Raw genomic sequence first — 14,580 nt, forward strand, 5'->3', positions numbered from 1 at the left:
AAGAGCAGGTATCGGTTTTCTTATGGAAACGTGCAACTTATTTCTGCTGGGTTGATGGGAATTGGCTTTGGACTTTACTTTCTCTTGAAGGCGTTATAAGCACTGTTTTAGAGCTGTTTTTGGGAAAGTGAGCAAAAACGGAAAGAACTAGCGGCCTATCAAAATTAAGCATGAGAAAGGATGACATAATAAGTTTCAAAGCCCTTGTTTCAGCTATCATGCTGCTTATTTGTTCAAGCTGTCTGGTTTCAAACCATGAGTTTATTCCAATAACAGCTAAAAGCAAGGCTGAACCCATAGTGCAGGGTGATGGATACGCCTTTGAATGCTATGCTCCAGCTTATTTAGAAGATAGGCTTATCATTGAGTTTAAATCCCAATTTCAGAAAAATGGGGTGAGGATTAAGGAGGTCGTTCCACATCTACCTGATAAGAAAAGCCAACCTCAAGCTGTTTCAACCAAGCCCTATTATTTTCATATTCAAGATGTTAAAAAAGCAAAGCGGCTCACTGTTGTAGTTGCTTATTTTGCGGTAGAAGGTGATTCAGTTACTGTGAAGCAAACTCATGAATTGAGAAAAGTAAAAGACAGATATTTTACAATTCATTAAGTGCTAGCGGCAATCTGATTAGGGTTATAGCAGAGCACAGCTTGTTACCTTTCTTGCATTTTTGTAAACCATAGAAACACAATTACGTTTTCATAGTTTATATCACATAAACTTAAAACGTATAAAACTATGGCAACAGCACAAGATTTAAAAAACAAAGCAGACAACGCCAACCCAGAACATAAAGAAGGGCCAGTGGCCAGAACCATTGAGGAGTATACCGCCAAATTGCCTTCAGACCTGTTCTTATGGGCAGCTTTAGGCTCAATGGCCGTATCAGCTACTTTGAAAATCATGAAGAAAGACGAAGAAGCTTTGTTCGTGGGTCAGTGGCCAGCACCATTTTTGCTGCTTGGCTTGTACAACAAAGTAGTAAAAGTAAAAGGCCACGAAGGAGAGAAAGAAGGCGGCAGCCGTCCTTAATTTCCTTTCATTGGCATGAAGACGAAAAGGAGAGAGGCTACACGCTTCTCTCCTTTCTGTTTTTAGGCCCTTTTTTCAAAAACATGCCGGAAACGGCAAAGCATTTTCCGTATAGCAAAAGCTACCAACCACCAACGCTGCCATGGCTACTGTAGAAAACAACATCACCATTTTTGGCGAAGAGATTATTGACCAAAGCGCTATCGACCAGATAAAACGTTGCGTGTCAGAAGAAGACATTGGTGTGCTCACCGCCGATGCCCACTACGGTTATAACCACCCAATTGGCGGGGCGGTGGCGTACAAGAAACATGTGTCGCTGTCGGGGGTGGGGTTTGATATTGGCTGCGGAAACAAAGCAGTGCGTACCAATGTGCTGGCGCAAGACGTGAAAATTGCCCGCGTCATGGACCAGATCGTGAAGAACATCGGCTTCGGGGTAGGCAGGCCAAATCCTAAGCGGGTAGACCATCCGGTTATAGACCATATCGCCAAGGCTGAATTCAAACCCCAACGGGAATTAAGAAAACTAGCTGCGGAGCAACTAGGCACCGTAGGCAGCGGCAACCATTTCATTGATTTGTTTGAAGACGAAGAAGGCTATCTCTGGATTGGCGTGCATTTCGGATCAAGGGGCTTCGGGCATAAAACCGCTTCGGGCTTTATTTCGCTTTCACAGGGGCTGGGTTTCACTGACAAAGCCAAAGAAAGCGCTATGGATGGCCCACCCATTTTGTTCGATATCAATTCTGAAATAGGTCAAGATTACATTGCTGCCATGGCCTTGGCAGGTGAATACGCCTACGCCGGGCGCGATGTGGTAGTAGACTACGTGCTGGAGATTTTAGGCGCCCAGGCCACAGAAACCGTACACAACCACCACAACTTTGCATGGTTTGAGCGGCACCAAGGCGAGGATTACTGGGTTGTGCGCAAGGGCTGCACTCCTGCTTTCCCTGGGCAGAAAGGCTTTATTGGAGCAAACATGTTTGATAACTCCGTCATTATTGAAGGCGTGGAAAGCGAGCTATCGGTGCTGGGGCTGTATTCTACCGTACATGGTGCTGGAAGAGTGTTGAGCCGCCGAGCCGCAGCCGGAAAAACAAAATGGATACGAGACGCTAAGGGCGTAAAACGTAAAACGGTGGTAAAACCAGGCATTGTTGATTTTGACGCCGTTCAAGCCCGCATGAAAGCCAAAGGCATTGAACTGCGCGGAGCCGGCGCCGATGAAGCCCCCGAAGCCTACAAGAAACTGGAAGACGTGCTAAAATACCAAGGCAATACTATCCGGGTGCTGCATACTCTAAAGCCATTGGGTGTAGCTATGGCCGGAGATGATGTGTATGACCCGTATAAGGAGTAGCTTTTATCGTTGCTCGTTACTTGTTGTTCGTTATTCGAAATATAATTTGACGGACAAACAAAATTCACTAACCACTCTATAAAAGATCATTTTTGGCCTGCTTTCCAGAAAATAGGCCAAAAATGATCATCGAATAACCATTAACTAAATTGAGTCCATTGGAACAAAGGGAGACCTGCCGCTTTCGCCGGAGCCAACAGTGCGGGTAACTGGCAGACAGTGCGGGTAGTTTTGCTGCACAAAAGTAATAAGCTTTTCCCGAACCCAGCAGCGGAGGTCATAGGCGTTGCCAGAATCGGTGGCACTGACCAGAATCCTTATTTCCAAGGTGCGCTCTTTTGACTCAGTTACCTGCAATATGCCCACGCGGCCGTCCCATAGTTTAGTTTCTGGCAGTATACGATTTAACTCCTGGCGCAGTTCTTCCAGCGGAGCGGTATAATCCAAATAGATAAATACCGTACCTAAGAGCTCAGTGGTGGTGCGGGACCAGTTCTGGAAAGGCTTTTCAATAAAATAGTTCAGGGGCAGTACCAGGCGGCGCTGGTCCCAGATGCGCAGTACCACATATGTTAAGGTGATTTCTTCCACCCGGCCCCATTCGTTTTCTACCACCAGCACATCGTCAATTCTGATGGGTTGGGTGAACGCAATCTGGAAGCCAGCCAACAGGTTAGCTAATGACCTTTGCGCCGCAAAACCCACTATAACCCCTAGAATACCCGCTGAGGTAATCAAACCAGTTCCAATTTTACGTACCGTCGGGAAGCTCATTAAAATTAGAGCAACGGTAAAGAACACAATGAAGATGATGACCAACCTCTTTATGAACTGCAACTGAGTGAACAGTTTTCGCTCTCTTAAGTTGTCTGCCTTGTCTAGTTGGTATTTCTGGCGGATTCTGCTTTGTGCCACGTAAACCCAACCTACCAGCAGCCAAGCAAAGGAGGAAGTAAGTGAAATTTCCACAATACGGCGCAATACCTCAAAAGGTCTGGGAGATAATGGTATTAACGGTAGCACCGTAGATAAAATCAAAAGAGGCAAGAAATTGGAAAGCGGGCGGCTCAGGTGTTTGATGATAGACTTAACCAACGGAGCAGGAAAGCGGTTGCTATATAGTGTTAAAAACTTGAAAAGCAGCCACTTCAAAACTGTTCCAAAGAGCAAGGCCCCAATGACAACCCCAAAACCCTGTAAAACCAACGGAAAATTCTCTTGTACTAACTCTGTTATTTTCTCAATCATTATTCTTGAAAAAAAGCAAACGCAAGTTTTAGACTACTTGTGTCACCCATTAAATGTTTCCTGCAACGCAAAGGCACAGGATAGGGTAAACATTTTAATATATAACTTATCTAATATTTACCAACCTAAACTGTCATTTTTGAGTAAATAATCAGATATTGAAACAACTGAGATGAAATCAGCTAAGCGCTGGTCCAGTAGAATCTTTGAGTTCTAAGGAAGCATCTCAATATTTAAAATCCAATTTTTTTTTAAACATACTATTCCGAAAAAACAATGCCCAAAACCATTATCATATCTAACCGACTTCCCATTAAAGTACAGCGTACCGAAGAAGGGTTAGCATACGAGACAAGCGAGGGAGGGTTAGCCACCGGACTAGGCTCTATTTACAAAGAAGGCGATAACATCTGGATTGGCTGGCCAGGCACTTATTTTGATGACGAAGCTGAGCAGCAGCAAGTGCGCAAAGACCTGTCTAACCAAAGCATGAGGCCAGTTTTTTTGACCGAGGCTGAAATCAGAGATTTTTATGAAGGCTTCAGCAACGAGACCCTGTGGCCAACTTTTCACTATTTTACTCAGTACGCCATTTACGAAAGCGAATTCTGGGAGGCGTATGAAAGCGTAAACTTCAAATTCTGCAAAGCCGTAATGGAGAACGCCGAGCCCGGCGACACCATTTGGGTGCACGACTACCAACTGCTGCTGCTGCCCTCGTTGATTAGAAAGGAGCTACCTGACAGCAGCATCGGATTTTTCCAGCACATCCCGTTCCCTTCTTATGAGGTGTTCCGGCTTCTGCCATGGCGAGAGCAGATATTGAAAGGAATGCTGGGCTCTGACCTGATCGGTTTCCATACCTATGATGATGCCCGCCACTTCCTCAGCGCCGTAAGCCGAATCGTAGGTTTGAACTCATCTCAGGGTGTAATTGACAACGGGTTCCGCAGTATCATGGTAGATGCCTTCCCGATGGGCATTGACTATGAAAAATATGCCTCTATGGCAGCCTCAGAAGGTACCATTGCTAAAAAAGAAGAATACCGCCACGCTTTACCTGAGCAAAAAATTATTTTGTCTATAGACCGCTTAGACTATTCTAAAGGAATTCCGCAGCGGTTACTGGCCTATGAGCTGTTTCTGAAAGAGAATCCAGAGTTCCATGGAAGGGTTACCCTCTCTATGGTAGTGGTTCCCTCACGTGATCAGGTGGAGCAGTACAAAGAACTCAAGGAAACCATAGATGAATTAGTGGGCCGCATCAACAGCTCCTACCGTACCATCACTTGGAACCCCATTCAGTATTTTTACCGCTCGTTCCCGCTAGAAGATCTCTCGGCCATGTACTCTATCGCTGATATTGCCTTGGTGACCCCAATGCGTGACGGCATGAATTTAGTTTGCAAAGAGTATATAGCCAGCAAGCTAGATAAAAAAGGCGTTTTGATTTTAAGTGAAATGGCCGGCGCCTCACGTGAACTGGCAGATGCGGTGCTCATCAACCCTAATGACCTGGGGCAAATGGTGCAAGCCATCCGCACGTCACTACTTATGTCTGAGGAAGAACAAATGCTGCGCATGGACCACATGCAGGACATTGTGCGGCGCTACAATATTCACCACTGGGTGAAAATTTTCATGAACCGATTAGAATTTATTAAAATGAAGCAACTCTCCATGGCCACCGAATACCTGTCTCAAGAAGAAAGCAATTTGCTGGTGAACAGTTTTCGGCAGGCGAACCAGCGTATGCTGTTTTTAGATTATGATGGCACGCTTACCTCTTTTACCAAAGATCCTACCAAAGCCTTTCCCGATGCAGAGCTGCTTTCTACGTTAGAGTGCCTGATCAGTGACCCCAAAAACAGAGTGGTAATTGTGAGCGGCCGCGACCGGAACACCCTGCAAAAGTGGCTGGGTCATTTATCGGTTGATTTTATTGCCGAACATGGCGTTTGGTTTAAAGAGCGAAACGGTGAGTGGGAGATGTCTCAGAACTTGTCTGACAGCTGGAAAGAAGAAGTGCGCCCCGTTATGGAGCTGCACGTAAGCCGAACCCCGGGTTCCTTTGTTGAGGAAAAAGATTACTCATTGGTGTGGCACTACCGCAAAGTAGACCGTACCCTGGCCGAGCTGCGTGCCCGTGAACTCAGCAACTACCTCATGTTCATGGCCTCTAACATCAACCTGCAGGTAATGGAAGGCGACAAAATTGTGGAGGTAAAGAACATTGAAATAAATAAAGGCATTGGCAGTACCAAATGGATGGAAAGACATCCGCACGATTTTATCCTCTGCATTGGCGACGACCGTACCGACGAAGACATGTTCCGGGTTATGCCCGAAGATGCTTTCACCATCAAAGTAGGCAGTGAACGTTCACTTGCCCGCTTCAGCCTAGATAACTCCAAAGAAGTTCGCAAACTGCTCAAGTCTCTTTGTTAGATTGTTGATTGTTTATTGAAGATTGTTTTTATCAGGAATCCCTGTGAAGATTAGATCCTTCTCAGGGATTCCTGTTTTTAGCCTACTTTCTGAAAACCAAACCAAAAACGCCTGCTCAAAAGACCTCTCAGTGTCTCCAAGACCTGCGAGTGTCTGTGCCAGTAGCTTTTGCCGTAAGTATGAAATCAATAGTAGGAGGAAAAGCTTTAGCGGATCAAAAGAATCCACCCCCGTCTCTCCAAGGAGGGGAGCTATCTGCACGAGAATTAAGCTCTGAATCGCGAGTCATTTAAAACAGTCCTAATTGTCACTACAAAACAACACCCTCCTTAGCGTTTCATGCGGGAGCGGGCAACGCAGTGCCAAAGGCACGCAGGCGCTTAGCGGGAGCACGAGGTACAGGTTCAAGTCAGCAGTATCCGCCGAGACTATGGAACAGCGCACATTAGCCAAGTGGTAAATTAACTGAAGCCCCTCCTGTCAGAGCGGCAGCGAGTCAGGGGCTTCTTGATTCTTTTGGTTACTTTTCTCATCAAGGAGAAAAGTGACAAACCTCGGCAGAAAGAAACGCAGCTAGAGGTTTAGCAAGAAAGGCAGTGGGAGCAAAAGCTGTTTAGGTTGTCCGTGAGAACACACAACAACGGCGGAGGGTAAAGCGGGGGTGGAGGCAAAATCTAGGCAGAAGCAAAAGTCTTCGTTAGATCCTTCGGCTAGCGCTCAGGATGACCGCAAAAGAGTAAGATCAGGAATGCGTGGACCGGCAGGTGTAAACATCCCCCTTCGCCCCCTTTAAAGGGGGAATATCTGGAATGTGTGCGGACACAAGCGGACGCTAGCGCCAGTGAATGATTTCTTGTGTTTTAACCTGTTTTTTTAATCATTGCTAAAACACAAAGTAAAAGGCTCACCAATCTGGTGAGCCTTTCCTTTTATCAGGTCTAATCTTCCTTACAAGAACGAAGGAACATCCAGGCGTTTTGAAATACGATAGGCAGCGTTGAGCAGCCCCACGTGACTGTATGCCTGCGGGAAGTTACCCCACTGGCTACCGTCTTTAGAGTCCACGTCTTCACTTAGGAGCCCCAGGTGATTAGTATATTGTAGAATATTTTCAAATTCATGGATGGCCTCATCTACACGACCTACACAGGCCAGGGCCTCAATGTACCAGAATGCGCAGATCAGGAAGGTGCTTTGCGGCACGCCAAAATCATCGGCATGTTTGTAACGATAGAAAAGGCCTTCCGGCGTTTTCAGCTCACGTTCCATGGCGGCTAAGTGCGTTTTTGCGCGCTCTGAAGCCGGATCTAAGTAGTGCATCATGATCAGCTGCAGTGTGCTGGCGTCCATGTGGTTTTTGCCGATGGCTTGCGTGTACACCCCTTGGGCTGGGTCAAAGCATTCTTCAATCTTGGCTGCAGCCTGACCCATCAACTGTGAGGCCAGCTGTCCCAACTGTTCATCACCCATGTAGCGGGCGGCGCTGCGGGCCGCGGCGGCTCCTGCCCAATGGAACAGGTAGGTATAGCAGTGGTATTGCGCAAAGTCACGGAACTCCCACAGACCCGCATCGGGCTCATTCATGGTCTGCTGAATCTTGTACAGCGTCTTATAAATGAGTTTCTGAGATTCAATGCGTTCGCTGTCGTTGAAGCGGCGGTCTACGTAAAGCGGCAACAGAGCTACCAGAATCTGACCGTATACATCGTTCTGAATGTGGGTGTAGGCATCGTTTCCAATCCGGACAGGCTTGTTGCCTAAATATCCGTCAAGGTCCAGTTCTAATTCAGTGAGTTTACTTTGCGCGCTGATAGAATACAGCGGCTGGTAGCGCTCAGTGTCTTTGGCCGTAATGTTGGCAATGAAGTGGAAGTAGCGCTCCATTTCTTCAAAGTGGCCAATGTTGTTGAACGCGTTCAGAATATAATAAGTGTCACGCATCCAGCAGAAGCGGTAATCCCAGTTACGGCCGCTGCCTGGGTGCTCCGGTAAGCTGGTAGTAGGCGAGGCAATAATGGCTCCGGTGTCTTCGTACTGGTGAATCTTGAGAGCCAAAGCACTTCTGATCACCTGTTCCTGGAAAAAATTGCTGATGCTGGTGTTCTTTACCCACATGCGCCAGTAGCGGGTGGTCTGGCTCAGGAACTCCTCAGCGGTGCTTTCTAAACGGGCCTCTAGCGGAGCGCCATAGGTAAGCACCAGATAAATAGTCTCATTCAAGACAAAATGCTCGTCTTCCAGAATGTAGCTGAGCGATGCGTTAGTGGTAAGGCGCACTTCTTCGTCAAGTCCCCGGAAAGAGATGTGGTTGCTGCTGCGCCGACGAGACAATTCTAGCTGTCCGTAATTGCCCACAGGGCGGCAGGTTACCTTAATTCGCGGTGAACCGGCCAGGGGCTCTACTTTTCTGATGAGCATGAGCGGCTTATAGTACCGTTGGTGCTGCCTGAAACGCGGAGCAAAATCAGTTACACGGTAAGTACCTTCTTCAGAGGAGATTTCAGTGCAGAGAATATTCGTATTCTCTACATAATATTGGTTTGAGGTGAAATGCTCCGCGTCGGGCTTTATGGAGTACTCGCCACCTTTCTGCCGGTCCATCATAGGGCCAAACACAAAAGAGCTGTCAAAGCGGGGCCAGCAGAGCCATTCAATGTTGGTGTCTTTGTGAATAAGGGCAAGATAGGCGCAATTGCCAATCAAACCCATGTCATAAGTATGTTTTGCCATACGGTTTCTACGGTATCAAGATTGCCAGAAGATGTCTGAACTTACATGTACCGTATTACACGTATAGAGGTTTCCTGATTTTTACTCAGGCAGAAGAATAGCTGCTGTTTTAGGGCAGTTTTCCTGAAATCAGGCCCAAAACAAAGTACAGTAGCTGTTTTCTTCCCTTGCTCGTTAAAGGTATTTTTTGTGAGTAGAACAGTTTGTTGCAGAAGCAGGCTTGCGTACTTTAGGAAGAGTAACGTTGCAAAAATTTAAAGTAGTTGCCCCAACCGGTTAGGTATGGCTGAGTAAGTTCTGCAACGAAGTGGAAACAGTTGCAAAGTCAGGTCTACATAGTGTTTCTGTCTGCAGGCAGTCTTGCCTGAGTTGTTGAAGAGCAGAAACAGCGGCATAAAGTTCCTCTTCAGGAGCTAGATGTGTGAGTAAATCATCTAGAAAATAGCCAAAGGCTCTCACTTCTATTCTTTCTAAGGCCGCGGCTTGGGCAGAAGTTGTGGTGCGGTAAATAGTGGCTGCTCCAAAATCGCCGAAGAGCGAGTGACCGGCATCGTTTATGAGGGTGTTGTGGGCGTACAGGTCGCCGTGCATAATGCAGCGGGCGTGCAGGTGTGCGGCGGCAGAGGCAATGCCTGCACTTATGGAGATGACTTCTTTTAAAGAGAAAGTAGTGCCAATTGGAAAGGTGTCACGGGTGCAGGTCTCAAAGCTTGGTGAGCCGCCTAAGTTGAGGTAGCCTGCAGGAATCAGCTCAAACACCAAACCCTGCTTCTGCTCTGGGTGCTGGCTTATTTTCCCAAGTGCCTGCACCAGATTTGGATGGGCCCCCGCGGCTAAACTGGCCTGCATTTCATCTTGCGGCAGTCCGTCGCTGGTTACCTCACCTTTGAAAATTTTCACCGCCACTTCCTGTGTTAGCTTTTCTGAGACGGATTTGATCCAGCGCGCTTTAGAAATTACACCTGAGGCGCCTTCGCCTAGCTGTTCTTCTAGCTCTAGGTCAGCCCAGTTTATTTCTACAAGGTCTTCTTTTAATTCGGTAGGGGCGCTGCAGGGGTTTCCGGAGAAGGCCAGCCAAGACAGGCGAGGAAGAGAAAGTAACCACTGGGGGAATTGCTCTATCTGGTTAGCAGATATTCTGAGCAGTTCCAGGTTTTGGCAATTAGCCATTTCTGCCGGAAGCATTTTTAGTTTGTTACCCGCCAGCATCAACTTCTGAATGCGGGAGCATTTTCCAATGGAGGTTGGTAAAGCCTCTATTTGGTTATCGGTGAGAATAAGCCAGCGGGTGTTTAAGGGAATAGCGCCTTCCGGAATGGTTCTGATTTTACACGCCTTAAAGCCAATCATTTCCAAAGCCGGACATTTGCCTAAAACAGCCGGAAATTCTACAAAGTTATTGTTCGAGAAAAAGGCAATCTTTAGCTTTTTGAGCTGCACAAACCACTCAGGCAGGTCTGTAAGTTGATTACCAGAAACATCCAGCAATTCTAAGGTGTCTGCTAGCTCTAAAATTTCCTCCGGTAGCTTAGTTAGTCCGCAAGAGAGTTTGAGTGTTTTAGTGCCTGATAACTGCCCTGACTGTAGTTGGTGTAGCGTGTGCATGAAGCCTATAGAAGATGAAGCCGCAAAGCTACGCATTGCAACTCAGGGCATAGGCGCCTTTTGTAAAGAAGGTGCTGTCAAAATATTTATCAGAATGAATCCTAGTTTTTTGTCTTGACTGGGAACAATTTCCTGTTTTCAACCTGTTTTTTAAAAATCAGAGGGAAAATGAAAACTCAGTTGTTGTGAAAGCGTTAAACCTTTAGTGTAATCTTTAACAGAACGTTAACTAACAGGTGTTTGTGCTGTCAAATTTCTAGTTTAAATCTCTACTAATTTGATAGGAAAACTTGATTTGTAAAAAATGGTGCCTATCTTTGCACCATCTTAATTAACAGCCAGAAAAAAGACTAACATGGTCTACTCTTCTTACATAATGCGAATGCGCTTCTGCTGTTGCAGCACCTGCTGCTGTTGTTGCTAGTACCTCTGGCTTCAACAAATTTCTGTTTTTTGCCCTTAGTGGCACTCTTAAATCAAATTTCTTACTACGTATTTTCTTGCCATGGCCTCTTCTAAACAAGAGCATGTGTCTCAATTGATACAAGAGACAGAAGGCTTAACCATAGATCAAACTTTCGCGTTGCTGCTGAGCCGTTACCCCGGTGAAGTGACGTTCTCATCAAGCTTCAGTTTTGAAGATCAGGTGATCACGCACCAAATTCTGGAGAATAATTTCCCCATCAGCATCTTCACGCTAGATACTGGCCGCCTGTTCCCAGAGACTTACTCCGTCTGGAACAAGACCAACGATGCCTATAACACCCGCATCAAGGCCTATTATCCTAAAGCTGATCTGATTGAAGACTATGTGACGGATAGAGGCCCTAATGCTTTCTATGAGTCGGTGCAGAACCGCAAAGACTGCTGCTTCATCAGAAAAGTGGAGCCTCTGAAACGGGCACTGGCAGGGCAGGCCATCTGGATTACCGGCCTTCGGGCTGAGCATTCTCAGGGTCGTGGCGATTTGCCTAAGTTTGAGTGGGACGAGGGAAACCAGTTGATCAAGTTTCACCCGGTGCTGCATTGGACAACTGATGAGGTAAGGGCTTTTGTGAAGCAACACAACATTCCTTACAACCACCTGCACGACAAAGGCTTTATCAGTATTGGCTGTGCGCCGTGTACCAGAGCCATTCAGCCGGGTGAAGATTTCAGAGCCGGCCGCTGGTGGTGGGAAGACAGCAGCAAAAAAGAGTGTGGTTTGCACGTAACGGAGTCAGTAGCTCCAGAAGTAGCTTCTTAAATTAAGTATAGATAGTAACACCGAGTATGGGTTCATATAAATTAGATTACCTAGATCAGTTAGAATCAGAGGCGATTCACATTTTTAGAGAGGTTGCGGGTCAGTTTGAGCGTCCGGCTTTGTTGTTCTCCGGCGGAAAAGATTCTATTGTGCTGGTGCATCTGGCATTGAAAGCCTTTAGACCTGGCAAATTCCCTTTCCCGCTGGTACACGTAGATACCGGTCATAACTTTCAGGAAGCCCTTGATTTCAGAGATTACCTGGCCAACAAACTGGGTGAGAAGCTGATTGTGCGCAAGGTAGAAGATACCATTAAAGCCAAAGGCCTTACTGAGCAAAAAGGTAAACTGCCTAGCCGTAACGGTTTGCAGACTTACACGCTTCTAGACACCATTGAAGAGTTTGAGTTTGACGCCTGCATTGGCGGTGCCCGCCGTGACGAGGAGAAAGCCCGCGCCAAAGAGCGTATCTTCTCCGTGCGTGACGAGTTCGGCTCTTGGGATCCTAAGTTGCAGCGCCCTGAGTTGTGGAACACCTACAACGGAAAGATAAACAAAGGCGAAAACGTGCGCGTGTTCCCTATCAGTAACTGGACTGAGCTGGATATCTGGAACTACATCCGCCGCGAGAAAATTGAGCTGCCTTCTATCTACTTTGCCCATGAGCGCGAGGTGCTGGAGTTTGATGGTCGTTTGGTGGCCACGAATGAATTCATCCAGCTAATCGATACTGATGTAGTGAGCCGCAAAGTAGTACGTTACCGTACTGTGGGCGACATGACCTGTACCGCCGCTGTTGAGTCTACCGCTTCAACCTTAGACGACATCATCAACGAAATCATTGCTACTAACACCAGCGAGCGTGGACAAACCCGCATTGACGACCGCGTGTCAGAAGCCGCCATGGAAGACCGCAAGAAGAACGGGTATTTCTAAGACATTAGACACAAGATTTAAGACACAGGATTTTTTATCACCCTAATCTTACCTCTTTTGTCATCCTGAAAAGATCTCGGTAGCGAACGGTAATAGCAATTGCTAAAAAGCTTTTCTAGTACGCCCACAAGATCTTTCCAAGATGACAAAAGAGAGAAGAGATGAAAGGAATGGAAACCTGAATCAATAAAATATCAAAGAGTACTTCAGACAGGAGCCCAAACGTGTTTTCCGCCTGTTTTTCTAAAAACAGCACCAAAAACAACTCTGGACTCAGAACTCAAGACTCAGAACTACTTCAAAATGGATATTCTAAGATTTTTAACCGCCGGTAGCGTAGACGATGGCAAAAGTACCCTGATTGGTCGCTTGTTGTATGACAGCAAATCCATCATGGTGGACCAGCTGGAAGCCATTGAGCGAAGCACCAAGAACAAGGAAGAAGGCAAAGTAGATTTGGCTTTGCTGACCGATGGTTTACGGGCCGAGCGGGAGCAGGGCATCACCATAGACGTGGCCTACAAATACTTCTCTACGCCGAAGCGCAAGTTTATCATTGCCGATACTCCGGGGCACATTCAGTACACCCGTAACATGGTGACCGGCGCGTCTAACTCAGACTTGGCCATTATCTTGATTGATGCCCGCCACGGGGTGGTAGAGCAAACTCGTCGTCACTCCATTATTGTGTCATTGCTGAACCTGCCGCACGTGGTAGTAGCCGTGAATAAAATGGACCTGGTGGAGTTCTCACAAGATGTATACAACAATATTGTGATTGAGTATGCCCAGGTAGCTAAGTCATTAGGCCTGAAAAACGTAACCTTCATTCCTATCAGTGCCTTGAACGGCGACAATATTGTCGACAAATCATCGGCTATGCCTTGGTACGAGGGTGAGTCTTTGTTAGGAGTTCTGGAGACGGTAGAAGTACATGAAGACATTAACCTGACCGAGGGACGTTTCCCGGTGCAGTACGTGATTCGCCCTCAGACTGATGAACTGCATGATTACCGTGGCTACGCTGGTAAAATCATCAGCGGTATCTACAAAAAAGGTGATAAGGTCGTGGTACAGCCATCGGGTGTGGAGAGTACTATTTCTGCCGTGGAAGTAGCCGGAGAAGAAGTAGAAGAAGCTTTCGCGCCGCAAAGCGTGGTGCTGCACTTAGCCGATGACGTGGACATTAGCCGCGGCGACGTGATTGTTAAGCAAGACGCGCCGGTACAGGTGGCCCAGGAGTTTGAAGTGGTACTGTGCTGGATGAGTAACACTCCGCTGTTACCCCGTAACAAGTACTTGCTGCAAATCAACAGCCGCACCGTGCGGGCCGTGGTAAAAGAACTGCACTACAAACTGAATGTGAACACACTGGAGAAAGAGCTTTCTCCGGTTTCAGCAGGCCTGAACGATGTGGTGAAAGCTGTGATCAAAACAGCTTCGCCCGTGGTGTTTGACACTTACCAAAAGCTGAGAGCTAACGGCGGCGCCATCTTAATTGACGAAACCAGCAACGTAACCGTAGGCGCCTGTATGATTACCACAGAAGCGAAAGAAAAGCCTTTTTGGCCTGAAATTTAAAAAACAGGCTGAAAACGGAAAGTAAAGTTTGTTTCTGCCTTTGGATAAACTGCTTTGCCTCTTGGCGTTTCTCCCTTTTGCCATCCTGAAAGGACCTTGTGGGCGAACTAGGAAAGCATCAGTTTAATTTAAAAATGTCACTTCTTCGTCCCCCTTTGGAGGGGGTAGGGGGAGGACAAAGCCGGTGGAGGAATTAAAAGCCTCAATCATATAAAGAAATAATGAACCCTAAACCGCTCTTCCGGATTTGTAATCCGGAAGTACCGTACTCGTCGGATTTGCAATCCGACACGCATAGCTGATAAAATAGTTAGCAATGCAAAAGGGATTAAAAATCCCCAGCTACCCAAGTTCGGGATTGCAAATCCCGAACAGCAAAAGAAAGAA

The 14,580-nt window shown here is 46.9% G+C and carries 11 protein-coding genes; 7 read left to right on the top strand and 4 right to left on the bottom strand.

What is annotated here, in order from left to right:
- The first annotated feature begins 170 nt into the window (after window positions 1-170).
- The 3 genes from A8O23_RS01520 (at window position 171) to A8O23_RS01530 (ending at window position 2,400) form a co-directional block, all read left to right on the top strand.
- The gene (locus A8O23_RS01520) at window positions 171-611 is read left to right on the top strand and encodes a hypothetical protein (protein ID WP_066615624.1); all 441 of its coding nucleotides are present in this window, start codon (window positions 171-173) and stop codon (window positions 609-611) included.
- A 129-nt stretch (window positions 612-740) separates the two neighbouring features.
- Complete coding sequence (locus A8O23_RS01525) at window positions 741-1,034, top strand: hypothetical protein (protein ID WP_066615626.1); 294 nt, start codon at window positions 741-743, stop codon at window positions 1,032-1,034.
- Between the two features lie 142 nt (window positions 1,035-1,176).
- Window positions 1,177-2,400, top strand: coding sequence for an RtcB family protein (locus A8O23_RS01530; RefSeq protein ID WP_066615628.1), 1,224 nt, complete (start codon window positions 1,177-1,179; stop codon window positions 2,398-2,400).
- A gap of 144 nt (window positions 2,401-2,544) precedes the next feature.
- Here A8O23_RS01530 and A8O23_RS01535 read toward each other — a convergent pair whose 3' ends face one another.
- A complete protein-coding gene (locus A8O23_RS01535) occupies window positions 2,545-3,648 on the bottom strand; it encodes a mechanosensitive ion channel family protein (protein WP_082882838.1) in 1,104 nt (367 codons plus the stop codon).
- Between the two features lie 276 nt (window positions 3,649-3,924).
- Between A8O23_RS01535 and A8O23_RS01540 the strand changes: the two genes are divergently transcribed.
- Complete coding sequence (locus tag A8O23_RS01540; protein ID WP_066615630.1) at window positions 3,925-6,096, top strand: bifunctional alpha,alpha-trehalose-phosphate synthase (UDP-forming)/trehalose-phosphatase; 2,172 nt, start codon at window positions 3,925-3,927, stop codon at window positions 6,094-6,096.
- Between the two features lie 12 nt (window positions 6,097-6,108).
- Here A8O23_RS01540 and A8O23_RS01545 read toward each other — a convergent pair whose 3' ends face one another.
- The 3 genes from A8O23_RS01545 to A8O23_RS01555 form a co-directional block, all read right to left on the bottom strand.
- On the bottom strand, window positions 6,109-6,357 hold the full coding sequence (locus tag A8O23_RS01545) for a hypothetical protein (RefSeq protein ID WP_066615632.1): 249 nt from the start codon (window positions 6,355-6,357) through the stop codon (window positions 6,109-6,111).
- A gap of 687 nt (window positions 6,358-7,044) precedes the next feature.
- Complete coding sequence (locus tag A8O23_RS01550; RefSeq protein WP_066615633.1) at window positions 7,045-8,826, bottom strand: glycoside hydrolase family 15 protein; 1,782 nt, start codon at window positions 8,824-8,826, stop codon at window positions 7,045-7,047.
- Between the two features lie 276 nt (window positions 8,827-9,102).
- Window positions 9,103-10,431 (bottom strand): leucine-rich repeat-containing protein kinase family protein, encoded by a 1,329-nt coding sequence (locus A8O23_RS01555; RefSeq protein WP_066615903.1) that lies wholly within the window; start codon window positions 10,429-10,431, stop codon window positions 9,103-9,105.
- A gap of 505 nt (window positions 10,432-10,936) precedes the next feature.
- On the opposite strand from A8O23_RS01555, the gene A8O23_RS01560 reads away from it, so the two are divergent.
- The 3 genes from A8O23_RS01560 to A8O23_RS01570 all read left to right on the top strand — a co-directional run bounded on the left by A8O23_RS01560 (window position 10,937) and on the right by A8O23_RS01570 (window position 14,193).
- Window positions 10,937-11,677, top strand: coding sequence for a phosphoadenylyl-sulfate reductase (locus A8O23_RS01560; RefSeq protein WP_066615634.1), 741 nt, complete (start codon window positions 10,937-10,939; stop codon window positions 11,675-11,677).
- A gap of 26 nt (window positions 11,678-11,703) precedes the next feature.
- Window positions 11,704-12,612: a sulfate adenylyltransferase subunit CysD gene (gene cysD / locus A8O23_RS01565; protein WP_066615635.1), complete on the top strand. Its 909-nt coding sequence runs from the start codon at window positions 11,704-11,706 to the stop codon at window positions 12,610-12,612.
- 303 nt (window positions 12,613-12,915) lie between these two features.
- On the top strand, window positions 12,916-14,193 hold the full coding sequence (locus A8O23_RS01570) for a sulfate adenylyltransferase subunit 1 (RefSeq protein ID WP_066615642.1): 1,278 nt from the start codon (window positions 12,916-12,918) through the stop codon (window positions 14,191-14,193).
- The last annotated feature ends 387 nt before the right edge of the window (window positions 14,194-14,580 follow it).

The sequence above is a fragment of the Rufibacter roseus genome, from assembly GCF_001647285.1.
Lineage (GTDB): Bacteria > Bacteroidota > Bacteroidia > Cytophagales > Hymenobacteraceae > Nibribacter > Nibribacter roseus.